Origin of the sequence: Streptomyces sp. Act143 (genome assembly GCF_003143935.1) — a bacterium.
GTDB lineage: Bacteria > Actinomycetota > Actinomycetes > Streptomycetales > Streptomycetaceae > Streptomyces.
Genome location: NZ_QFRX01000001.1, coordinates 7,738,419 through 7,761,359, shown reverse-complemented (window position 1 = coordinate 7,761,359; position 22,941 = coordinate 7,738,419). Strand labels below are relative to the sequence as shown.

Sequence of the window (22,941 nt, the reverse complement as noted above, 5' to 3'; positions counted from 1 at the left end):
TGAGACGTATGACAATCCGCTGCAAAACGGAACGTAAGGGATCTCGATCTTGGGAGCAACGACGTGCGATGCGCGTGGTGCCCCTGTGGCGGCGCTCTGTTCGACCGGTGCCGGTACTGTTCGGCGAATGAGCTCGCTTAATCTCGACGACTTCTCCGATCTGATCGAGCGCCCCGACGGCGGGGTGCGCCGCGACGCCGAGGCGCGTCGCGAGCGCCAGATCGTGCCGCCCGGATCGCTGGGCCGCCTCGACGACCTGGGTGAGTGGCTGGCCGCGGCGCAGTCCGCCGTGCCGGTGCGGCCGGTCGAACGGCCGCGGGTGGTTCTCTTCGCCGGTGACCACGGCATCGCCGAGCTCGGCGTCTCGGCCCGAAAGGCGGGCAGCGCCGCGGAGTTGGTGCGCGAGGTGCTGGAGGGCGGGCGGCCGGTGTCGGTGCTCGCGCGGCGGCTCGGGGTGCCGGTGCGGGTCGTCGACATGGCCCTGGACACCGACCCGGAGTCGCTGCCGGAGGACGTCGTCCGGTATCGGGTGCGGCGCGGCAGCGGGCGTATCGACGTCGAGGACGCGCTGACCCCGGACGAGGCGGAGGCCGCGTTCCGGGCCGGGATCGCGGTGGCCGACGAGGAGGCCGACTCCGGTACGGATCTGGTGGTGCTCGGCGATGTGAGCGTCGGCGGGACCACGGCGGCGGGCGTGCTCATCGCCGCGCTGTGCGGGACCGACGCCTCGGTGGTGACCGGGCGCGGCGGGCTCGCGATCGACGACCTGGCGTGGATGCGCAAGTGCACGGCGATCCGGGACGCGCTGCGGCGGGCCCGGCCGGTGCTGGGCGATCAGCTCCAGCTCCTGGCGACCGTGGGCGGCGCCGACCTCGCCGCGATCACCGGGTTCCTGCTCCAGGCCGCGGTGCGCAAGCTGCCGGTGGTGCTGGACGGCGTGGTCGTGGCCGCCTGCGCGCTGGTCGGGCAGCGGATCGCGTTCCGGGCGCCCGACTGGTGGCTGGCCGCGCACGACTCCGGGGAGCCGGGGCAGGCGAAGGCGCTGGACCGGATGGCCCTTGAGCCGCTGCTCGACCACGGGGTGCGGGTGGGAGAGGGCGCCGGGGGGCTGCTTGCCCTGCCGCTGGTGCAGGCCGCGGCGGCGTTGGCGGCCGAGCTCCCCGAGAAGCCGTCCGTCGTGGAGGAGCAGGAGGAGGAGAAGGAGGAGGACTAGTCCGGCCGGTTCGGCAGCGCCGGGCTGCGCCGTCGTGGTTGAGCGTCGTCACGGCGGAGGAATGGTTTGATCCCCTCTCATGGGATACGCCCGATTCGCCGTCTGGTACCTCCGGCTCGTCGCGTTCGTCAACTTCCTCAGTGCGGTGTGGGTGTCCCCGGGGCAGGACGTGCGGCGGCACAACCAGGAGGATCTGTTCACGCCGTACCTGCTGACCGCCGGCTTCGCCTCCGGGGTCTTCACGGCGTTCCTGGCGATCACCATGCGGCGCCGCAAACGCGCCGCATGGCTGCTCAACCTCGGCCTGAGCGGGGCGTTCCTCGCGCTGCTGGCGTTCGCCATGGTGTTCCCGGAGATCCGGCGGCACCCGCAGAACTGGATGTCGCTGGGGCTGACCGCCGCCTTCGTGGGCACGCTGGTGCTCGGCCGGCGGGAGTTCTACGCCAAGGGCGACCGGGCCAACCCGAAGCTGGCCGCGGCCGTCGGCGCGGGCGGGCTGCTCGTCTCCTCCCTGCTCGCGGCGCTGCTGGTGGACGTGACCAACCAGCGGCACTCCACCTTCGCCGCGTGCTGGCGCTACGGCACCCTGCGCCTGGTCTCCATCGCCGACTTCCGCTCCCCCGGCATCGCCACGCCCAACTGGGTCGACGTCACCGTCAACGGGCTCAGCACGGTCCTGCTCCTCGCCGTCCTCTATGCCGCCTTCCGCTCCCGCCGGGCCGTCGACCCGCTCACCGACGACGACGAGAAGCGGCTGCGGGAGCTGCTCGACCGGCACGGCGAGCGGGACTCGCTGGGCTACTTCGCGCTGCGCCGGGAGAAGAGCGTCGTCTGGTCGCCGAGCGGGAAGGCCGCCGTCGCCTATCGCGTCGTGGGAGGTGTCTCGCTGGCGTCCGGTGATCCGCTCGGCGACCCCGAGGCATGGCCCGGCGCCATCGAACCGTGGCTCGCCGAGGCCCGGGCGCACGGGTGGATCCCGGCCGTGATGGGGGCGGGCGAGGAGGCGGGGACCGTGTACGCGCGGCACGGGCTCGACGCGCTGGAACTCGGGGACGAGGCGCTGGTGGAGGTCGCCGAGTTCACCCTTGAGGGGCGGGCCATGCGGACCGTGCGGCAGGCGTACAACCGGGTGCGGCGGGCCGGGTACGCGGTGCGCATCCGGCGGCACGAGGAGATCCCGGCCGCGGAGATGGCCACGCTGGTGCAGCGTGCCGACGACTGGCGGGACGGGGCCACCGAGCGCGGGTTCAGCATGGCGCTGGGGCGGCTCGGGGACGCGCGGGACGGGCGCTGCGTGATGCTGGAATGCACGGACGCCAGGGGCGAGTCGAGGGCGCTGCTGTCGTTCGTGCCGTGGGGGCCGCACGGGCTGTCGCTCGATCTCATGCGGCGGGACCGGGACTCCGACAACGGGCTGGTCGAGTTCATGGTGATCGATCTGCTGCGGCGGGCCCACGAGATCGGGATCACGCAGGTCTCGCTCAACTTCGCGATGTTCCGGTCGGTCTTCGAACGTGGTGGACGGCTCGGTGCGGGACCGGTGCTGCGGCTGTGGAGGTCGCTGCTCAGCTTCTTCTCGCGCTGGTGGCAGATCGAATCCCTGTACCGCGCCAACGCCAAGTACCGGCCCATCTGGGAGCCGCGGTTCCTGCTCTTCGAGAAGAGCGCGGACCTGCCGCGCATCGGGCTCGCCTCGGCGCGCGCGGAGGGCTTCCTGGAGCTGCCGGGGCTGCACCGGACGCACTGGGGGAAACAGGGATGACGACACTCGCCCGCTGGGCCCGTGCCGAATGGGGCCCGCTGTACATCGCCGTCCGCGGGCCGCTGGTGCGGCGGCGATGGCGGGCGGCCCCGATGACGATCGGGGTGGTGTGCCTGACGGCGGTGCTGCATGTCGTGCACAACCAGTCCTGGGGCTTCCGGTTCGTCGAGGACGTGGGGGCCGTACGCGCCGAGGACCCGCTGTGGCCGGCCCTGCTGCGCACGCCCCTGTCGCTGTTCGTCCCCGCCCTCGACCTGCCCGTCTGGGGCGCCCTCGGCCAGATCCTGCTGGTCTTCGGCATCGCGGAGATCTGTCTGGGCTGGTGGCGCACGCTCGTCATCGCGTACGTCGCCACGCTCGCCGGCACGTTGTACGCGCGCGTGGGCATCTGGCTGGGCCCCGACAGCCCGCTCGGCCTGCCCGCCTCCGACTCCCTGGTCGTCGACACCGGTCCGTCGGCGGCCGTGGTGGGGCTGGCGGTGTTCCTGGGGTGGCGCTACCGGGCGTACGTCACCGCGGGCGTGGTGATCGTCGCGATGGTGGTCGAGGTGCTGCTGAAGGACAACCTCGCGGGCAAGGAGCATCTGGCGGCGATCGCCGCGGTGCTGGCTCTGTGCGCGGTGTCGGCCCTGCGTCACCGGCGGACAGGGTCGGGGGCGGGGTCCGGGTCGGGCTTGCCGCCGATCAGGTCCTGAAAGCGGCGGCGGGGGCCGGACCAGCGGCGGTCGTGACGGTAGGCGCGCAGGGTGGCCTTGGCGCGGGCGCGAGGGCGGCGGCGGTAGAGGCGGCGGGCCCAGGGCGAGCCGGGGCGGGCCAGCCGGACGAGGCCGATGACGCCGAGGAACGGCACGACCACGCTGAAGATCGCCATCCGGGTCTTGCCCTTGAGGAGCACGGCCAGCGCGAAGAGGAAGTTGACCAGGACGGTCGTGATGACGCTCCCGCGGTCCTTGAGCTCCTCCTGGGTCATGTCGTTGACCCCGAACGGCGAGAACCCCGAGAGCACCAGGCCGACCAGGGCCGCCGTGAGCACGACGACCTCGACGCTCTTTCTTCCCTGCTCCGTCCAGTAGACGTCGTCCAGGTGCAGGATCAGCGCGAACTCGTCCAGCACCAGACCGGCGCCGACGCCGAAGACCACCGCGAGGACCGCCGACCCGAAGCCGTGCCGCCCGCTGGCGACCGCCCCGAAGCCGCCGAGGACCGTCAGGATGACGCCGGGCACCACGTGGTGGATGTGCACTCCGCCGGAGCTGATGTTGCCGAAGGGGCCCTTGCCCGCGCGGATGAGGCGGGTGATGACCCGGGTGACGAGGAAGGTGACGACGAACGCGGTCAGGGCCAGGAGCAGCGGCAGCTTGCCGGGTTCGACGATGTTGCGGTGCAGCCAGTGGCCCATGGGTCCAGTTTCCGGCCGGACGGGGTGGGCTGCTCGGCGGCTACGGCGACCGGGCTACTCTTCCGGGCGTGTCCACGTCCCCGCAGCTCCACGGCCTCCGCTTCGCCTTCGGCACCCTGAGTGTGCTCCCCGTCCGGGTGAGCCGCTGGGACCGGGTGGCGGCGCGCGGCGGCATGCTGTGCGCCCCGCTGGTGGGTGTGGTGATCGGCGGGCTCGCGGCGGCGGTCGGGCTCGCGCTGCTGTGGCTGGGCTCGGGTGCGCTGCTCGCCGCGGTCGGCTCCGCCGCGGTGCCGGCCGTGCTGACCCGGGGCCTGCACCTCGACGGCCTCGCCGACACCGCCGACGGCCTCGGCAGCGGCAAGCCCGCCGAGGACGCCCTGCGGATCATGAAGCAGTCGGACATCGGGCCGTTCGGGGTCATCACGCTGGTCCTCGTCCTGCTCGGCCAGGTGGCCGCGCTGGCACGGGCCTACGACGACTCGTGGGCCCGGGGTGCGGTGGCGGCCGTCGTCGCGGCCGTGGTCGCGCGGCTCGCGCTGACCCTGGCCGCCCGCGCGGGAGTGCCGGCCGCCCGGCCGGAGGGGCTGGGGGCGGCGGTGGCGGGGGTGGTGCCGGCGGGGGGCGCGGCCGGGGCCGTCGCGGCGGTGCTGGTGGCGGCGGTCGGGAGCGGGCTGCTGGTGGGGGGCCACGGGCCTGTCGTCGCCGTCGTCGCCGTCGTCGTCGCCCTGGCCGCATCCGAGCTGCTGCTGCGGCACTGCACGCGCCGGTTCGGCGGGATCACCGGGGACGTGTTCGGCGGGCTCGCGGAGACCGCGGCGACGACGGCGCTGGTCGTCCTGACCTTCGGCGTCTAACAGGGGCGCCGCCACACCCCCAGCTCGTACTTCTTCGCCATCGAGCTCAGCTTCAGCCTGCGGGACTCGGCGCAGAAGGCGCTCGTCGGCAGCTCGTACTCCACGTGGAACACGGCCTTGCCCGCCTTGATGAAGGGCGTGTTGGCCCGGCACTCGTCGTACTGGGCGCACTGCTCGTTGACCGCGAAGTCGAAGTCGTCCACCAGCTGCGGGATCTGGTCCAGGTCGTTCTTCAGGCCCACCGCCATGCCCCGGTCGTGGGCGAGCTTCGCGATCAGACGGTTGTAGCGGAGCTGGTCGGACGCCTTGAGGTCGAATCCCGTGCGGTTCTTGTAGCCGTCCATGTTGTCCGGCTCCACCGCGTCGAAGCCCTTGTCCCGGCACATGTCGACACGGGCCGCCATCAGCGGTTCGAGGACGTCGACCTGCCGGATGTCCAGCCAGCGTTCGCCCTCCCAGCCGTTGCCGCGGCCGAGCACCGACCCGGGGAACCTCTTCGCGTCGGGCCGCCAGTCCTCCCAGGCGCCGGTGGAGAGGTAGCAGATCACCTTGCGGTCCTTGCGGTGCAGGGCGGTCACGGTCGCTGCGGGCTGGTCGAAGCCGTCGATGTCGTAGACCGGGACGTCGACGGAGGTGTCGATCGTCCGGCCGCTCAGCTGCCACTGCCAGGCCAGGCCGGGGGCCGGCTGCCAGCGGGGGTCCGGCTTTCCGTCCTGGGCCGTGGTGCAGGCGGCGAGGAGGAACAGGGGGAACAGCCAGAGGAGGCGTTTCACGGAGCGGGCTCCAGAGTGTGGGGCAACGTACCCCAAGGATGATCGCCCATGCCCGGCACCCCGCAGCACAGGTCCGCCCCGTACTCCGGGAGATCCGCGCCACGCGGGACGCCGTACACCAGATGGCAGACGCGTACGTCCCTGCTGCCCTGCCACGTCGGCGGGCCGAGGTGGAGGTACGACTTCCAGGGGCCCTCGAAGGTCACCAGGACGTCGGCGATGCGGGCGTAGGAGGGGTGCGGCGCGGTTCCGTGGTTCAGGGCGAGGGGGCCCCGGACGGCTGTCGCGAGCCGGCGGTAGTACGTGAACTCGGCTTCTCCTGTGGCCACTTGGTCGAGGAAGGCGCCGTCCGTGGCGTACCAGTCGCGGTGCCGGGCGAGGTCGCGGACGACGTCGGAGTGGGGGCGGCGGGCGTAGGCGGTGTCGACGTAGCCGAGGGTCCGTACGCCCGCCGTTCGCAGCCTTGCCGCGACCTCGGCGAAGGCCTCGTCGGGCTGGTCGCCGGGGCCGCTGGCCGGGTTGAGGACGACCGCGTAGAGGTGGGGCGCGGCCGTGATGATCGCTTCCCATTCCGCGGGGCGGACGGACGGGTGCTCGTAGTACGGGAGCAGGAGGTTCGTCATCGGTGGGCGGTCGCTTTCCCCAGCAGGGCGCAGACGAGGACGGCTTGGGCCGCGGCCGCCGCGCCCTGGATGGTCAGGGTGACCCAGTGCGGGCTGCCTGTGTGGGTGAGCAGGGCGAGTGTCTGGGTCAGGGCCGCCGTGCAGCAGATCACTGTCGTCACGAGGATCGCGCCGAAGGACTGGAGCAGCAGGCCGGTCCACAGGACCGCACCCAGGATCAGCAGAGGTGCCGGGCTGACGCCGGTGGTGACGGCCAGGGCGAGGAGGGTGAGGAGGTAGGCGGTCAGGCCCTTCAGCACGGTGCGGGTCGTGGTGCGCCGGAAGGCAGTCGGGGTGGTGCTCGACCGCAGGCCGGTGAGGGCAGCGCTGCGGAATCGGTACAGGAGCCATTCGGCGGGGCCCATGCTGAGGGTCAGGGCGATGGCGGTGAGGTTGTCCTCCAGGGCGGCGTGGAGGACGAGGGTGCCGGTGGCCAAGCCGAACAGGGCGTAGGGAAACGACGAGATGAGCGGGGGGCCCGTCGCCGCCTTTCGGCTGTCGGCAGGTTGTGGCTGGTCGCGCGGTTCCCCGCGCCCCTTGGGCCCGTGCCGCCGGGGCATGACGTCGAGCAGCGCCAGGATCGTCACCGCCAGCAGGGAGCCCAGCAGCAGGATGGGCCTCGCCGCGTCCGGGACGGGGTGGAGCAGGGGCAGGACCGCCGCCGTCGCCATCGGCGACAAGGCCAGCAGCAATGCTCGTTCACGGCCCCGTACCAGCAGGATCGTCGATGCTCCCAGATACACGGACTGGCCTGCCGCGAAGGCCGTCGCCGCGTCCGCCTCGCCCGACACCAGCAGGGCGACCAGGGCGCCCAGCACCGCGCCGAGCGGGGCTCCGAGAAGAAGGGTCCTGCGGGCCGCCCTCTCGTCCCCCAGGCCCAGCCAGGTGTACGCCCGATGGGCCAGGCCCTGGTTCCAGGTCCAGCCGGTCAGGGCGCTCGCCAGGAGGGGAAGCGGGGCTGCGGCGGCCAGTACGTAGGCGAAGCCGGGGAGGGCGAAGAGCACGCCCCGGAGGAGGCAGGCCGGCAGACTTGCCCGCCACGGGTCGTGGAGCGGGGTCTCCGGCTCGGGATGGCGGCGGGCGACGCGTTCGTAGAGTTCCTCGGCCAGCGCGAAGGAGTTCTTCACGCCGTACCGCTCGCGTATCTGGTCGTCCGACATGCCGTCGGACTCCAGAAGCGCGGCGATCTCGTCCGGGTGGACGGCCGCCGCCACGAAGTCGTCGAGGCGGACGGCGAGTTCGTCGACGGGGTCGGGGCCGGCCCAGCCGGGGGCGGTCCGTTGCCTGGGCACGGCGGGGAAGGCGTCCGGGCGGGCGTCCGGGGGCAGCCGGAGCGAGCCGCTCACCAGCCGGTTCCGTCCGTCGCGACCGCCGCGTACCAGGGGTCGCGCAGTTCGACGGTCCAGTCGGCGACGGTCTCGACCGTGGGCTCGTAGACCTCGGGCAGGCCCGCGAGCTCCTGGTAGATGGTGCGGAAGGCGTCCACCGAGCGGCGCAGGGTGAAGCGGTCGATCACCCGCTGCCGGCACAACACGCCGAGTTTCAGGCGTCGTTCGTCGTCCTTCAGCAGGGTCAGGGCCGCCGCCGCCATCTTCTCCGGCTCGCGCGGGGGCACCACGATGCCCGTGTCGCCGACGGCCTCGCGGACGCCGCCGACGTCCGTGGACACCGTCGTACGGCCGCAGGACATGGCCTCGATGATGGAGAACGGGAAGCCCTCGGAGATGGAGGAGAGCATCACCACGTGACCGGCCGCGTAGGCGCGCCAGACCTCGCTGATGCGGCCCTCGAAGGTGAGGCCGTCGGTGACGCCGAGTTCGGCGGCCAGTTTCTCCAGGCGGGTCTTGTAGTCCTCGCCGCCGGGGGGCACCGGGCCGAACAACCGCAGCCTGGTCTCCGGGAGTTCGGCGCGGACCATGGCGTAGGAGCGGATCAGGGTCTCCAGGTCCTTGATGGGGTCGACGCGGCCGCACCAGGTGAGGGTGGGGACGTCGGGTTCGGGGCCCGCGTGCGGGAAGGCGGCCGGGTCGACGCCGTTGTAGACCGTGCGGATCTTGTCGGCGTCGGCGCCGCCGCGCTCCTCCCAGCGGCGGTTGTACTGGTTGCAGGGGGTGATCAGGTCGGCGGCCCGGTATCCGAGGGAGTTGAGCTCCCGGTAGAAGCCGAGCATGAAGGCCTTCACCGGCCAGCGCTGGGCGTCCGAGCGGTAGCCGAGGTAGCGCTCGCGGAGGTAGATGCCGTGCTCGGTGAGGAGGAACGGCACACCGTCGAGGGTGTGTGCGGCGAGGGCCGGCAGGGTCGCGAGGCCGTTGCTGACCGCGTGCGCCACCGAGTCCTCGGGGATGCGGACGCCCAGCGGGCGCAGGGCGTGTTCCAGCAGGTCGGTGGCGGTCAGGGCGTCGTGGACCGTGGGGCGGGCGGCGGCGGTGGGGAGGTGCGGCATCGTCCAGATCCACATCAGTGAGCGCAGCGCGGACTCCGTGCGCAGGGCCGCCGACAGCCGTCCGTCGCGGGCGAGCCGGGCCAGGTCGTACAACGCCTCGCCGAAGTCGCAGTCCGCGTCCGGGGCGAGGAAGGAGAGCAGGAGGCGTTCGTAGGAGTCGAGGAAGCGGCGCCTCGCCCTGCCGAACGGGGCGGCCCTGCGGCCCGGTCGCGGGCCCCAGGTGGGCACCGAGGTGTGCCGGTAGACGTTGGGCGGCAGCTCCCAGGTCACGGGTTCGCGGCCGCTGCCGGTGAGCGACAGGATGTGGAAGTCGACCTCCGGCATGCCCTTGACCAGCTGGTCGCACCAGGTGCTGACGCCGCCGTGGACATGTGGATAGGTGCCTTCGGTGAGCATGGTGACGTGACGGCCCGTGCGCATCGCGGCGCGGTTCCCCCCTGTTGTGCGGATGATGTGCGGGGGCTGCGTCCGGTTCCCGGCCACCGCCGCGTCGTGGCCGGTCGCGCCCACGCGGCGGTAGCCGCAGATCGAATGCAGCCCCGCGCCCCTGAGGGGCGTTGCTGCTTACGGAAGTTTCAAAGTCACTGCCGACTGCAGCGGCTCCGGCGTGGTCCATGCCGAGCGCCTGCCCGCGTACTGCGTGCCGAAGGTGCTCGCCCCCAGCAGCAGCTGCTTCTTCGTGCCCTCCGGGGCCGTCACCGGGATCTGGGTCCCGCTCGGGGCCGTGATCGTCACCGTGTTGCCCACCCGGTACGCCGTGACCTTGCCGGAGGCCAGCGCGGCCTGCCATGCGGCGCGGCGCTGGAGTTCGGTGCCGATGGCGGCCTGGGCGAGGTTCTCCAGCGGGGTGTTGTCGGCGAACAGGGCCTGGTAGTCGGCCAGCACCTTGTTCAGGACCGGGTAGAGCGTGCGGTCCTCGGCCAGGTTGGACTGGTGCGCGTAGTGCGGGCGCGGGTCGCCCGAGATCGCGTGGCCGAGGGCGGTGCGGGCCTCCTGCGGGACGATGTACGACTGGTAACCCGTCGCCTGGTCGAGGGGTGCGGGCAGGCAGGTGGAGGACGGGTTGTTCTCGCACAGGCCGCTGCCGCCGTCGGCCGCCGAGGTGTAGATCCAGTTGTACTCGTCGGCCATCTCCGCGTCGGTGCCCGTGTTGTAGTACACGTTCATCGGGTAGCGGGGCACGGTGAGGGTGCTGCTGCCGACGGCGCGCTGTTCGGGCTCACGGGAGCTGTCGGAGCCGGTCCACTTGATGCCGTTCGCGGAGAGCGCGCCGGCGAGATTGGGGTTGTCGTCGGGCTGCTGCGGCAGCGTCTTCAGGCCCGAGTGTTCGCCGGTGACGAGTTCGGCGCGGTTGAGCGGGAGGCCCTTGGCGACGCCCCAGTTGTAGTTGTTGCTGATCTCGGCGGAGATCTCGGACCGGCTCAGGTACTGGGTGGTGCCGTCGGCGTTCTTCGCGCAGCTCCACGGCACGCTGGTGGTGTCCTGGATGCAGCCCAGGAACTTGTGCGTGTAGGTGTGGTTGATCCAGCGGTACTTGGCCTTGTCGGCGAGCAGTTGGGTGGCGAGCGGGTCGGTGCCGCCGTTCTCGGTCTTCCATTCCTCGCCGGAGCCGGCGTTGTAGACCATGTCGAGCTTGAAGCCGTGTTCCTGCTGCCATTGCGCCGCGTACTGGGCGTCGGCGGCGGTCATGCGGATCGGCACTGTTCCCGCGCCGTCGCCGCCGGGGCAGGTGAAGTCGCCCGGCGTGCAGTTGTGTTCGGTGTCCCAGCGGCTGTCGGGCGCGAAGACGTCGTCGACGTGGACGGCGAAGTAGTTGCGGGCCTGCCCCAGGTGCATGCCCTGGGTCAGCCATTCGACGATGCCGCGGGCGAGCACCCGGAACTGCTGCTGGTACTGGTTGTAGGCGAAGGTCACGACCAGTTCGCGGCGTCCGTCGTGGGCGTACTCGCCGATCAGGCTGCCCCGGCCGGTGCCGCCCGGCACGGGCACGTCGACATAGCTGGTGAAGCCGGTGCGGGGCGTGGCGACGAAGCCGTAACTCTCCTGTGTCGAGGGCGAGTTGTCCTCGAAGGTGACCGCCCCGTCGAGATAGCCGAACCAGCCCGCCCGGCCGGCGGTGGTGACGTCGGCCGTCCGGCCGTCCAGCGTCCCGGAGTACGCGCTGTAGTCCAGGCCGACCTCCGGGTGCGCCCAGGTGTAGGCGTCGACCTGCGGGATGCCGTACGTCCGCTCGTACGTCTCCAGCGCGGTCTGCTCCGCCGACCCGGCTCCGAAGGGGGCCTCGTTGGGCAGCACCACGCCCTGGTACCTGGCCCGGGGCGTGCCGTTCACGGTGTCGGCGAGGAACGTGTCCGTGATGGTGGAGCGGTTCGCGTCGTTCAGGTCGACGGTGGTGTACGGGATGCCCGTGTTCCTGAGCTGGGCGGTGATCGCCTGGACGGGGCTGTCGCCGTTGTCCACGACCAGCACTCTGAGATCGATGCGCGGAGTCACCGCGGCCGACGCGACGGGCGTTCCGAGGACCGTCGACAGCAGTCCGGTGGCCGCCAGGGCGGCGGCCGCGGCCCTCCATCTGAGCGCATTCTGCGCCATTGGGTGTCCTTCCCCCCAGAAGATCCCCTTGAGGCACCAAGCAGTCCTATGTGGTGGATTCAAGGAAGATCCGTGGAAATCATGCAAAGCGGCGAGCGGGTCGCTCACCGGAACACGAGGAGTGTGACCGAGGTGACCGGTGGTGAGGATCGAGAAGTGGCCACGACGCCACTCACAGGTGAACGCCCGTAGGAATGAGCGAAAGCGCGCCACGCGCGTAGGCTCGGTCCGGGTGCTCATCGACGGGGTGAAGGCCCCGGTCGATGCCGCCCCTGGACGCGGATCTAGGGTCGGCTGTCGGGCCCGGTCGACCCACCCAGCTCGACCAACTGAACTTCACATCGGAAGCGAGATTTCACCACCGTGACTGCTCTCACTCTCAGCACCGCCGCGGCGCCCGGCCTGCGGGCCGACGCGATCGTGATCGGTGTCGCCAAGGGCGCCAAGGGCCCGGTCGTCGCACCGGGCGCCGAGGCCGTGGACAAGGCCTACGACGGCAGCCTCGCCGGCGTCCTGGAGACCCTCGGTGCCTCCGGCGCCGAGGGCGAGGTGACGAAGCTGCCCGCCCCGTCCGGTTTCAAGGCCCCGCTCGTCGTGGCCGTGGGCCTCGGTCCGGAGCCGGAGAAGGACTCCTCCTTCGACGCCGAGGCGCTGCGCCGGGCCGCCGGTACCGCCGCCCGCGCGCTGAACGGCTCCAAGAAGGCCGCGTTCGCCCTGCCCCTCACGGACGCCGCCGACGCCGGCGCGGTCGCCGAGGGCGCGCTGCTCGGCGCGTACTCCTTCGACGCGTACAAGGAGAACGCCAAGGACCCGAAGAAGGCCAAGGCGCCGCTCGCCGAGGTGGCCCTGCTCGGCGGCAAGCCCCGTGACCGCGCGTACAAGGCGGCCGTGGAGCGTGCCCTCGCGGTCGCGGAGGAGCTGAACCGCGCTCGCGACCTGGTCAACACCCCGCCGAACGACCTGTACCCGGAGGCCTTCGCCGCCGTCGTGCAGGCCGCGGGCAAGGAGCACGGCATCAAGGTGCAGGTGCTCGACGACAAGGCCCTGGTCAAGGGCGGCTACGGCGGCATCCTGGGCGTCGGCGGCGGCTCCGAGGCCAAGCCGCGGCTGGTGAAGCTGTCGTACACCTCCTCCAAGGCGAAGAAGCACCTGGCGCTCGTCGGCAAGGGCATCACCTACGACTCGGGCGGCATCTCGCTGAAGCCGGCGGGTCACAACGAGACGATGAAGTGCGACATGAGCGGTGCGGCGGCGGTCTTCGCCGCGGTCGTCGCGGTCGCGCGGCTCGGCCTGGAGGTGAACGTCACCGGGTGGCTGGCGCTCGCCGAGAACATGCCGTCGGGTTCGGCGGTGCGCCCGGGTGACGTGCTGCGGATGTACAGCGGCAAGACGGTGGAGGTGCTCAACACCGACGCCGAGGGCCGGCTGGTGCTGGCCGACGCGCTGTGGGCGGCGTCGGAGGAGAAGCCGGACGCGATCGTGGACGTGGCGACGCTGACCGGCGCGATGATGCTGGCGCTGGGCAGCCGGACGTTCGGGATCATGGCCAACGACGACGCGTTCCGCTCCGCGGTGCACGAGGCGGCGGAAGAGGTGGGCGAGCCGGCGTGGCCGATGCCGCTGCCGGAGCACCTGCGCAAGGGGATGGACTCCCCGACCGCCGACATCGCCAACATGGGTGAGCGGATGGGTGGTGGCCTGGTCGCCGGGCTCTTCCTGCGGGAGTTCGTGGGCGAGGGGATCACCTGGGCGCACCTCGACATCGCGGGGCCCGCGTTCAACGAGGGTGGGCCGTTCGGGTACACGCCCAAGGGGGGTACGGGTACCGCTGTGCGTACGTTGGTGCGGCTGGCGGAGCTGACTGCCTCGGGTGACCTGGGGTGATGTTCGCCCAATAGCTCGGTGCCATCGGTGGTGCGGCGTCCACAAGGGGCGTGGGGGCTGGTCGCGCAGTCCCCCGCGCCCCTGGGTGCGCCACGCTCAGGCATCTCACTTCTCGCCCTCCTCACATGTGAGCGTGTGGTGTCTCACACCCCGGCCCGGCGTCTCGTTCCCTTCCGACAAGTGCGAAGATGGGGCTCGGCAGGACAGGGCCCCACCACAGGGCCGAAGAAAGAGCGGCCGGACACCAGCCGCCGACCGGTCACCGCAGACCGGCGTAGGCGCACATGCATGGAGGACGTGACGTGGCGAACGACGCCAGCACCGTTTTCGACCTAGTGATCCTCGGCGGTGGTAGTGGCGGTTACGCCGCGGCCCTGCGCGGGGCGCAGCTGGGCCTGGACGTCGCCCTGATCGAGAAGGACAAGGTCGGCGGCACCTGCCTGCACCGGGGATGCATCCCCACGAAGGCCCTGCTGCACGCGGGCGAGATCGCCGACCAGGCCCGCGAGAGCGAGCAGTTCGGTGTCAAGGCCACCTTCGAGGGCATCGACATCGCCGGTGTCCACAAGTACAAGGACGGCGTGATCTCCGGGCTCTACAAGGGCCTCCAGGGTCTCGTCGCCTCCCGCAAGGTGACGTACATCGAGGGTGAGGGCCGGCTGTCCTCCCCCACCTCCGTCGACGTGAACGGCCAGCGCATCCAGGGCCGCCACGTGCTCCTCGCGACCGGCTCCGTGCCGAAGTCGCTGCCGGGCCTGGAGATCGACGGCAACCGCATCATCTCCTCGGACCACGCCCTCGTGCTGGACCGTGTGCCGAAGTCCGCGATCATCCTGGGCGGCGGTGTCATCGGCGTCGAGTTCGCCTCCGCCTGGAAGTCCTTCGGTGCGGACGTCACCGTCATCGAGGGCCTGAAGCACCTCGTCCCGGTCGAGGACGAGAACTCCTCCAAGCTTCTTGAGCGCGCGTTCCGCAAGCGCGGCATCAAGTTCAACCTGGGCACCTTCTTCCAGAAGGCCGAGTACACCGCCGACGGCGTCAAGGTCACCCTGGCCGACGGCAAGGAGTTCGAGGCCGAGGTCCTGCTGGTCGCGGTCGGCCGCGGCCCGGTCTCCGCCGGTCTCGGCTACGAGGAGCAGGGCGTCGCGATGGACCGCGGCTACGTCCTGGTCGACGAGTACATGCGGACGAACGTCCCCACCATCTCCGCCGTCGGCGACCTGGTCCCGACCCTCCAGCTCGCGCACGTCGGCTTCGCCGAGGGCATCCTGGTTGCGGAGCGTCTGGCCGGCCTCAAGGCCGTCCCGATCGACTACGACGGTGTCCCCCGCGTGACCTACTGCCACCCGGAGGTCGCCTCCGTCGGTATCACCGAGGCCAAGGCCAAGGAGATCTACGGTGCGGACAAGGTCGTCGCTCTGAAGTACAACCTGGCGGGCAACGGCAAGAGCAAGATCCTCCAGACCGCGGGCGAGATCAAGCTCGTCCAGGTCAAGGACGGTGCCGTGGTCGGCGTCCACATGGTCGGCGACCGGATGGGCGAGCAGGTCGGCGAGGCCCAGCTGATCTACAACTGGGAGGCGCTGCCGGCCGAGGTCGCCCAGCTCATCCACGCCCACCCGACGCAGAACGAGGCGCTCGGCGAGGCCCACCTGGCGCTGGCCGGCAAGCCGCTGCACGCGCACGACTGACCCTCGGTCGACGAAGCGCACGCGACGACTCAGACTTCCGCAATTCGTAAGGAGCAACCGAAACCATGGCGGTTTCCGTAACCCTTCCGGCGCTCGGCGAGAGCGTCACCGAGGGCACTGTCACCCGCTGGCTGAAGGCCGAGGGTGAGCGAGTAGAGGCCGACGAGCCGCTGCTCGAGGTGTCGACCGACAAGGTCGACACCGAGATCCCCTCCCCCGCCGCCGGCATCCTGGCCTCCATCAAGGTCGCCGAGGACGAGACGGTCGAGGTCGGCGCCGAGCTGGCCGTCATCGACGACGGCACCGGTGCCCCCGCTGCCGCCCCGGCCCCGGCCGCCGAGCCCGCGCCCGCGCCCGAGCCCGAGCCCGCCGCGGCTCCGGAGCCGGCCGCTGCCGCCCCGTCCACCGAGCAGGCCGCCCCGGCGCCCGCTCCCACCGCCGAGGCCGCCACCGGCGGCGGTTCCGCCGAGGGCACGGACGTCGTCCTGCCCGCGCTCGGCGAGTCCGTCACCGAGGGCACCGTCACCCGCTGGCTGAAGGCGGTCGGCGAGACCGTCGAGGCCGACGAGCCGCTGCTGGAGGTGTCGACCGACAAGGTGGACACCGAGATCCCGGCGCCCACCTCCGGTGTGCTGCTGGAGATCGTCGTCGGTGAGGACGAGACCGCCGAGGTCGGCGCCAAGCTCGCCGTCATCGGCGCCCCGGGTGCCGCTCCGGCCGCCGCCGCGCCCGCGGCTCCGGCCGCCCCGGCTCCGGCCCCCGCGCCCGCCGCCCCGGCCGCCCCCGCGGCCCCGGCTCCGGCCCCCGCCGCTCCGGCTCCGGCGCCCGCCCCGGTTGCCCCCGCCCCGGCTCCGGCCGCCCCGGCCGCTGCCCCGGCCGCCCCGGCGCCCGCCACCTCCGGTGACGACGGCGCCTACGTGACCCCGCTGGTGCGCAAGCTCGCCGCCGAGAACGGCGTCGACCTGGCCGCCGTCAAGGGCACCGGCGTCGGCGGTCGTATCCGCAAGCAGGACGTCGTCGCCGCCGCCGAGGCCGCGAAGGCCGCCGCCGCTGCCCCGGCTCCGGCCGCGGCTGCCCCGGCCGCCGCCCCCGCCGCCAAGAAGGCGCCGAGCCTGGAGGCCTCTCCCCTCCGCGGCCAGACCGTCAAGATGCCGCGCATCCGCAAGGTCATCGGCGACAACATGGTCAAGGCGCTGCACGAGCAGGCGCAGCTGTCCTCGGTCGTCGAGGTCGACGTCACGCGGCTGATGAAGCTGCGCGCCCGGGCCAAGGACGCGTTCGCGGCCCGTGAGGGCGTCAAGCTCTCCCCGATGCCGTTCTTCGTCAAGGCCGCGGCCCAGGCGCTGAAGGCGCACGCGCCCATCAACGCCAAGATCAACGAGGCCGAGGGCACGATCACCTACTTCGACACCGAGAACATCGGTATCGCGGTGGACTCCGAGAAGGGCCTGATGACCCCGGTCATCAAGCACGCGGGCGACCTCAACATCGCCGGCATCGCGAAGGCCACGGCGGAGCTGGCCGGCAAGGTCCGCGCCAACAAGATCACGCCCGACGAGCTGTCCGGCGCGACCTTCACCATCTCCAACACGGGTTCGCGCGGCGCGCTCTTCGACACGATCATCGTGCCGCCGGGCCAGGTCGCGATCCTCGGCATCGGTGCCACGGTCAAGCGCCCGGCGGTCATCGAGACCGAGGAGGGCACGGTCATCGGCGTCCGCGACATGACCTACCTGACCCTCTCCTACGACCACCGTCTGGTGGACGGCGCCGACGCGGCCCGTTACCTGACCGCGGTCAAGGCGATCCTGGAGGCGGGCGAGTTCGAGGTCGAGCTCGGCCTGTAAGCCGCTCCAGCAGCAGTACGGTGCCCCGTCCGGAGCTTTCCGGGCGGGGCACCGCCGTGTTCCGCTACCGGGGCGTCAGGGTGCGGTCGCTCCAGTCCCACAGGGTCTCCACCCACACGTTCGGGACGTTCAGCCGGGGCGAGTAGGTCAGGTGCCGGGCCCGGTAGGCGCGCAGCACGTCGTAGGTGGCGTCGAGGCAGTCGCGGGAGGTGAGCTCGCCGCTCTTCGGGTCGAAGCCGACGAGGAAGCCGCGGCCCTCGACGCTGCGGATCATGGCCCGGGCGGAGTTCACGTCACCGGTCGACGAGGCGACGCAGCGGTAACGGCTGTACGGGTGCGTGGACTTGCCGGGGTAGTGGGCGTCCCGGGACATGTCGCTGAGCATGCGGTCGTACGATCCCTGCGCGTGCCAGGCGCCGATGTCGCCGCCCGGCGGGGTGTAGAGCTTGTCGGTGGGGTTCTCCACGGCGCCGTAGACCCACTGGTTCGTGCCGGTGATCCGGAAGCCCCAGCCGACGTGCCCGAACTTCTGGGCGCCGTCCGGCTTGACGAAGACACAGGCACCGCCGCCCGCCCGGCTGCCGCCGGCCATGTGGGTGAGCGCCTCGGCGGTTCCGCTGGGTGTGGCCTCCGCCTTCGTCCTGGTGGCCGTCTGCTGGCAGCCGGTGATGCCGACGATCGCGCCGATCACGGCCGCCGCGGCCGTCCAGCGAAGCGTTCCGCGCCGTCCTCGGTTGTTCATGCCATCCCCCGATGGTGCAGGGGGCGCCCCGCGCGGGCACCCCACGCCGACCGCGACGGGCAAGCGGCTCGCCGGGGTTCCTCCGGTGACACGGCGGTGACGCCTCCGCACCCGCTCCGGTACGGGTCTTTACAGGGCGGGTCGCCGTGTGGAGCGTGTAAGTCTCGTCTCACCTGCGGGAAAGCGCCCCCGTGCGCCCCTCGGGGAAGCGCTTGCGGCCTTATTGTCTAAACGTCAAACGCCCCCGGGGCCGATGGGCGGCCCCTCCTTAAGGAGCACTCATGACCGCGCCCGTCGTCCACTCGCTGCGCGAACAGATCCGCGAGCACATCGTGGAGGGGATCGTCAGCGGGCGCTGGAAGCCGGGCGAGCGCATCGTCGAGCGGCGGATCGCGACCGAGCTGGAGGTCAGCCAGACGCCGGTGCGGGAGGCGCTGCGCGAGCTGGAGTCGCTGCGGCTGATCGAGTCGGCGCCGAACAAGGGCGTGCGGGTGCGGAATCTGACCGCGGCCGACCTGGAGGAGAGCTACCCGGTCCGGGCCGGTCTGGAGGCGATCGCGGCGGAGCTGGCGGCGGAGAGGCTGGCGAGCGACTGCTCGGCGCTTGAGCCGCATGTGGCGGCGCTGTACGAGGCGGACCGGGCGTCGGACGGCACCGCCCAGGTGCGGCACACGGTGGGCTTCCACCGGGAGATGGTCCGCGCGGCCGGCAACTCCGTGCTCCTGCACACCTGGGAGGGCCTCGGCATCGAGGTGTTCACGGCCCTGTCGATCCGCTGGCTGGGCACGGTGCAGCAGTCGTACGCGGAGGAGCACGAGGAGCTGGTGCAGGCGTTCCGGCGCCGGGACCCGCGTATCGCGGAGTTGGTGAAGGCCCATGTCCTGGGCTGCGCCCCGCGTCATGAGGGGCAGTAGGGCGGCATATCCAGGGGCGCGGGGAACTGCGCGACCAACCACGACGCTCCCGCACCCGGCCACGCACCCGTAGCACGACGGCCAAACCCACCCGAGCAGCCCCCCGCTCACCTGCGAAAACCGGCGTCGAACAAGGTCACCCGGTGCCACCGCCGGAGGCACCCCGTGCCTACTTTCTCGGAATCAAGAGGTTTTGCCCCTCAACCCTTTGATCGATCATCGATCAGGGAGTTACAGTCGCCGACGGGCCTCCACCGGGGCCCGACGAGCCCCTACCGGGGCTCAAGCCCTGTCCTGCCAAAGACCTAGGGCACCCCCGAACCCTTACAGATGAGGGAACCCCCTTCGACTGAGGAAGGCGGCGACATGACCGACCCCAACGCCATCCAGCCGAGCGAGCTCGACCAGCTCCACGACCGGGACCCCGAGGAGACCGCCGAATGGCAGGCCTCCCTGGACGCGGTCGCCAAGGCTGCGGGCCCGCACCGTGCCGCGTACCTGATGCGCCGCACGCTGGAGAGGGCGGAGGGCAACGGCATCGCGCTGCCGAAGCTCCTCGAGACGGACTACGTCAACACCATCCCCACCGCCGCGGAGCCGGGCCTGCCCGGTGACCCGGCGATGGAGGCCCGGATCACCGCGTGGAACCGCTGGAACGCGGCCGCCATGGTGACCCGCGGCAGCAAGTACGGCGTCGGCGGCCACATCGCCACCTTCGCCTCGGCGGCCTGGCTCTACGAGACGGGCTTCAACCACTTCTTCAAGGGCAAGGAAGCCGACGGTTCCGGCGACCAGCTCTACATCCAGGGCCACGCCTCCCCCGGCATCTACGCCCGCGCCTTCCTCGACGGCCGCCTGAACGAGGCGCACCTCGACAACTTCCGGCGCGAGTCCGGCGGCAACGGCCTCCCGTCGTACCCGCACCCCCGCCGCCTGCCCTGGCTGTGGGAGTTCCCGACGGTGTCGATGGGCCTCGGCCCGCTCTCCGCGATCTACCAGGCGCGCTTCAACCGCTACCTGACCAACCGCGGCATCAAGGACGTCTCCGCCTCCCACGTCTGGGCCTTCCTCGGCGACGGCGAGATGGACGAGCCGGAGTCGACGGCGGCACTCGCACTGGCCTCGCGTGAGGGTCTCGACAACCTCACCTTCGTCATCAACTGCAACCTCCAGCGCCTCGACGGTCCGGTCCGCGCGAACTTCAAGATCGTGCAGGAGCTGGAGGCCCAGTTCCGCGGCGCCGGCTGGAACGTCATCAAGACGCTGTGGGGCTCGGCCTGGGACGAGCTGTTCCAGCTCGACACGACCGGCGCGCTCGTACGACGGCTGCGTGAGGTACCGGACGCGCAGGTCCAGACGTACCAGACCCGCGACGCCGCCTACATCCGCCAGGACTTCTTCGGCAAGGACCCGGCGCTCGTCGAGATGGCGAAGCTGCTGAGCGACGACAAGATCCTGGAGTGCTTCCACCTCTCGCGCGGTGGCCACGAGGCGCGCAAGGTGTACGCCGCCTACAAGGCCGCGGTCGAGTTCAAGGGCGCCCCGACGGTGATCCTGGCCCAGACGGTCAAGGGCCACACGCTCGGCGAGGGCTTCGCGTCGAAGAACGCCAACCACCAGATGAAGAAGCTGACGGTGGACGAGTTCAAGACGATGCGTGATCTTCTTGAGCTGCCCATCTCGGACAGCGCCTTCGTCGACGGTGTCGTGCCCTACGGCCACCCCGGCGCCGACTCCCCCGAGGTCCGTTACCTCCAGGAGCGCCGCGCGGCCCTCGGCGGCCCGGCCCCGGCCCGCCGCACGCACGCCCTGGCCCCGCTGCCCGCCCCCGCCGAGAAGGCGTTCGCCTCCTTCGACAAGGGCTCCGGCTCCCAGAACGTGGCCACCACCATGGCCTTCGTCCGCCTGATCAAGGACCTGGTCCGCGACAAGGAGACGGGCAAGCGCTGGGTGCCGATCGTCCCCGACGAGGCGCGCACCTTCGGCATGGAGAGCCTCTTCCCGTCCCTCGGCATCTACTCGCCGAAGGGCCAGACGTACGAGCCGGTCGACCGCGACCAGCTCATGTACTACAAGGAGGCCAAGAACGGCCAGATCCTCAACGAGGGGATCACCGAGGCCGGTTCGATGGCCGACTTCATCGCCGCGTCCACCGCGTACGCGACGCACGGCGAGGCGATGATCCCGTTCTACATCTTCTACTCGATGTTCGGCTGGCAGCGCACGGCCGACCAGATGTGGCAGCTCGGCGACCAGCTGGGCCGCGGCTTCCTGGTGGGCGCGACGGCGGGCCGTACGACCCTGACGGGTGAGGGCCTCCAGCACGCCGACGGGCACTCCCCGGTCATCGCGGCGACCAACCCGGCGGCGCTGACGTACGACCCGGCGTTCGCGTACGAGGTCGCCACGATCGTCAAGGACGGTCTGCGCCGCATGTACGGCGAGGCGGCCCCGGGCGAGGACCCGAACGTCTTCTACTACCTGACGGTCTACAACGAGCCGCTCCCGCAGCCCGCCAAGCCGTCCGGTCTCGGCATCGACGAGGGCATCGTCAAGGGCCTGTACCGCTTCAACACGGCCGAGTCGGCGGGCGTGAACGTGGCCGCGGCCAACGCCCCGCGCATCCAGCTGCTGGGCTCCGGCACGGCGATCCACTGGGCGCTGAAGGCGCAGCGGATGCTGGCCGAGGAGTGGGGCGTGGCGGCCGACGTCTGGTCGGCGACGTCCTGGTCCGAGCTGCGCCGGGACGCGCTGGAGGCCGACGCGGCCCTGCTGCGCGGCGAGGAGCGGGTGCCGTACCTCCGGCAGGCGCTCCAGGGCGCCGAGGGCCCGGTCCTGGCCGTCTCCGACTACATGCGCCAGGTCCCGGACCAGATCGCGCAGTGGGTCGAGCAGGACTGGTCGTCGCTGGGCGCGGACGGCTTCGGCCTCTCCGACACCCGCGACGCGGCCCGCCGCCACTTCGGCGTCGACGCCGAGTCGATCGTGGTCGCGGCGCTGGCGCAGCTCGCCAAGCGCGGTGAGGTGAAGGCGACGGCCGTGAAGGAAGCGCGCGAGAAGTACGGGCTGTAGCAGCTCGGTGAGTGACGAGGCCCCCGCCGCGGCGGGGGCCTCGTTGCATGATGGGCCCCATGCGTGCCGCCCGCCTGATCAAGATGGTCCTGCTGCTCCAGTCCCGGCCGTCCATGACCGCCGCCGAGCTCGCCGCGGAGCTGGAGGTGTCGGAGCGGACCGTCACCCGGGACGCGCAGGCGCTGTCGGAGGCGGGGGTGCCGGTGTACGCGGAGCGGGGGCGGGCCGGTGGGTACCGGCTGATCGGCGGGTACCGGACGCGGCTGACCGGGCTGCACCGCGGCGAGGCGGAGGCGCTGTTCCTGTCCGGGCTGCCGGGGGCGCTGCGCGAGATGGGGCTGGAGGACGCGGCCTCGGCGGCCCGGCTGAAGGTGTCGGCGGCGCTGCTGCCGTCGTTGCGGGACGCCTCGCGGTCGGCCGCCCAGCGGTTCCATCTGGACGCCCCGGCGTGGTGGAACGAGCCGAAGACCCCCGAGCTGCTGCCCGCCGTGGCCGACGCGGTGTGGGACGACCGGCGGGTCGTCGCGCGCTATCGCAAGGGCGAGACGGAGGTCGAGCGGGAGCTGGAGCCGTACGGGCTCGTGCTGAAGGCCGGGGTCTGGTACCTGTGCGCGCGGGTCCCGGGGGCCACCGGGTCCTTCCGGGTGTACCGGATCGACCGGTTCACGGCGGTGGAGCCCTCCGGTGACCGCTTCTCGCGCGACGAGGACTTCGACCTGCCGGGGTTCTGGCAGGAGCGGGCCGAGCAGTTCGCGCGGGCCATCCTGCGGGCCGAGGTGGTGGTACGGCTGTCCCCGGCTGGGGTGCGCGGGCTGCCGCACGTCCTCGACCGGGTCGCCGCGCGGGAGGCGCTGAGCCGGTCCGGGGCGCCGGACGCGGAGGGCTGGGTGACCGTGACCGTCCCCGTGGAGTCCGAGGAGGTCGCGCACTCCCAGCTCCTGGGGCTGGGGGCGGAGGCGGAGGTGCTGGCTCCGGAGGGCTTGCGGGCGCGTTTCGCGGCGGACGCGCGCGGGATGGCGCGCCTGTACGGGACATAACAATCCGCCCCACTCCACGTGCGCCCCACCCGTCCAGGGCCGATGCTGGACCCGTG

17 protein-coding genes are annotated in these 22,941 nt (G+C 71.8%); 10 read left to right on the top strand and 7 right to left on the bottom strand.

Translation table 11 applies throughout. The annotated features are described in order from the left end of the window. Window positions 1–127: 127 nt before the first annotated feature. The 3 genes from cobT (at window position 128) to DI272_RS44745 (ending at window position 3,670) form a co-directional block, all read left to right on the top strand. A complete protein-coding gene (cobT, locus tag DI272_RS35420; RefSeq protein ID WP_109499263.1) occupies window positions 128–1,213 on the top strand; it encodes a nicotinate-nucleotide--dimethylbenzimidazole phosphoribosyltransferase in 1,086 nt (361 codons plus the stop codon). Window positions 1,214–1,292: 79 nt separating this feature from the next. Further along, window positions 1,293–2,975 carry a phosphatidylglycerol lysyltransferase domain-containing protein gene (locus DI272_RS35415; protein WP_109499262.1) on the top strand — a complete coding sequence of 561 codons (1,683 nt, stop codon included), beginning with the start codon at window positions 1,293–1,295 and terminating at the stop codon, window positions 2,973–2,975. Next, window positions 2,972–3,670, top strand: coding sequence for a hypothetical protein (locus tag DI272_RS44745; protein ID WP_181387426.1), 699 nt, complete (start codon window positions 2,972–2,974; stop codon window positions 3,668–3,670). The genes DI272_RS35415 and DI272_RS44745 overlap by 4 nt, the downstream gene beginning before the upstream one ends. Here the strand turns inward: DI272_RS44745 and DI272_RS35405 are convergent. Further along, a complete protein-coding gene (locus DI272_RS35405) occupies window positions 3,610–4,374 on the bottom strand; it encodes a hypothetical protein (RefSeq protein ID WP_109499261.1) in 765 nt (254 codons plus the stop codon). The genes DI272_RS44745 and DI272_RS35405 overlap by 61 nt on opposite strands. A gap of 68 nt (window positions 4,375–4,442) precedes the next feature. On the opposite strand from DI272_RS35405, the gene DI272_RS35400 reads away from it, so the two are divergent. After that, window positions 4,443–5,228 carry an adenosylcobinamide-GDP ribazoletransferase gene (locus DI272_RS35400; protein ID WP_109499260.1) on the top strand — a complete coding sequence of 262 codons (786 nt, stop codon included), beginning with the start codon at window positions 4,443–4,445 and terminating at the stop codon, window positions 5,226–5,228. On the opposite strand, the gene DI272_RS35395 is transcribed toward DI272_RS35400, so the two are convergent. The 5 genes from DI272_RS35395 to DI272_RS35375 all read right to left on the bottom strand — a co-directional run bounded on the left by DI272_RS35395 (window position 5,225) and on the right by DI272_RS35375 (window position 11,698). Beyond that, entirely contained in the window at window positions 5,225–6,001 is a 777-nt protein-coding gene (locus DI272_RS35395) for an endo alpha-1,4 polygalactosaminidase (protein ID WP_109499259.1), read from the bottom strand. The two genes, DI272_RS35400 and DI272_RS35395, sit on opposite strands and share 4 nt — an antisense overlap. Then, window positions 5,998–6,624 (bottom strand): spherulation-specific family 4 protein, encoded by a 627-nt coding sequence (locus tag DI272_RS35390; RefSeq protein ID WP_109499258.1) that lies wholly within the window; start codon window positions 6,622–6,624, stop codon window positions 5,998–6,000. The genes DI272_RS35395 and DI272_RS35390 overlap by 4 nt, the downstream gene beginning before the upstream one ends. Next, window positions 6,621–8,009: a hypothetical protein gene (locus tag DI272_RS35385; protein WP_109499257.1), complete on the bottom strand. Its 1,389-nt coding sequence runs from the start codon at window positions 8,007–8,009 to the stop codon at window positions 6,621–6,623. The genes DI272_RS35390 and DI272_RS35385 overlap by 4 nt, the downstream gene beginning before the upstream one ends. After that, window positions 8,006–9,526 carry a GT4 family glycosyltransferase PelF gene (gene pelF, locus DI272_RS35380; RefSeq protein ID WP_109499256.1) on the bottom strand — a complete coding sequence of 507 codons (1,521 nt, stop codon included), beginning with the start codon at window positions 9,524–9,526 and terminating at the stop codon, window positions 8,006–8,008. Before pelF ends, DI272_RS35385 begins: the two co-directional genes overlap by 4 nt. Before the next feature lie 144 nt (window positions 9,527–9,670). Beyond that, entirely contained in the window at window positions 9,671–11,698 is a 2,028-nt protein-coding gene (locus DI272_RS35375; RefSeq protein ID WP_109499255.1) for a hypothetical protein, read from the bottom strand. 363 nt (window positions 11,699–12,061) lie between these two features. Here DI272_RS35375 and DI272_RS35370 point away from each other — a divergent pair, with 363 nt between their 5' ends. From DI272_RS35370 to sucB, 3 genes are all read left to right on the top strand, one after another. After that, window positions 12,062–13,582 carry a leucyl aminopeptidase gene (locus DI272_RS35370; RefSeq protein ID WP_109499254.1) on the top strand — a complete coding sequence of 507 codons (1,521 nt, stop codon included), beginning with the start codon at window positions 12,062–12,064 and terminating at the stop codon, window positions 13,580–13,582. Between the two features lie 302 nt (window positions 13,583–13,884). After that, the gene (gene lpdA / locus DI272_RS35365; protein ID WP_181387425.1) at window positions 13,885–15,273 is read left to right on the top strand and encodes a dihydrolipoyl dehydrogenase; all 1,389 of its coding nucleotides are present in this window, start codon (window positions 13,885–13,887) and stop codon (window positions 15,271–15,273) included. A 65-nt stretch (window positions 15,274–15,338) separates the two neighbouring features. After that, window positions 15,339–17,120 (top strand): 2-oxoglutarate dehydrogenase, E2 component, dihydrolipoamide succinyltransferase, encoded by a 1,782-nt coding sequence (gene sucB / locus DI272_RS35360; RefSeq protein ID WP_109499252.1) that lies wholly within the window; start codon window positions 15,339–15,341, stop codon window positions 17,118–17,120. Window positions 17,121–17,184: 64 nt separating this feature from the next. On the opposite strand, the gene DI272_RS35355 is transcribed toward sucB, so the two are convergent. Beyond that, window positions 17,185–17,862 (bottom strand): hypothetical protein, encoded by a 678-nt coding sequence (locus tag DI272_RS35355; RefSeq protein WP_109499251.1) that lies wholly within the window; start codon window positions 17,860–17,862, stop codon window positions 17,185–17,187. A 281-nt stretch (window positions 17,863–18,143) separates the two neighbouring features. Between DI272_RS35355 and DI272_RS35350 the strand changes: the two genes are divergently transcribed. The 3 genes from DI272_RS35350 to DI272_RS35340 all read left to right on the top strand — a co-directional run bounded on the left by DI272_RS35350 (window position 18,144) and on the right by DI272_RS35340 (window position 22,885). After that, on the top strand, window positions 18,144–18,776 hold the full coding sequence (locus DI272_RS35350) for a GntR family transcriptional regulator (RefSeq protein WP_109499250.1): 633 nt from the start codon (window positions 18,144–18,146) through the stop codon (window positions 18,774–18,776). Between the two features lie 366 nt (window positions 18,777–19,142). Further along, on the top strand, window positions 19,143–21,848 hold the full coding sequence (gene aceE, locus DI272_RS35345; protein ID WP_109499249.1) for a pyruvate dehydrogenase (acetyl-transferring), homodimeric type: 2,706 nt from the start codon (window positions 19,143–19,145) through the stop codon (window positions 21,846–21,848). 59 nt (window positions 21,849–21,907) lie between these two features. After that, a complete protein-coding gene (locus DI272_RS35340) occupies window positions 21,908–22,885 on the top strand; it encodes a YafY family protein (RefSeq protein ID WP_109499248.1) in 978 nt (325 codons plus the stop codon). Window positions 22,886–22,941 lie beyond the last annotated feature (56 nt).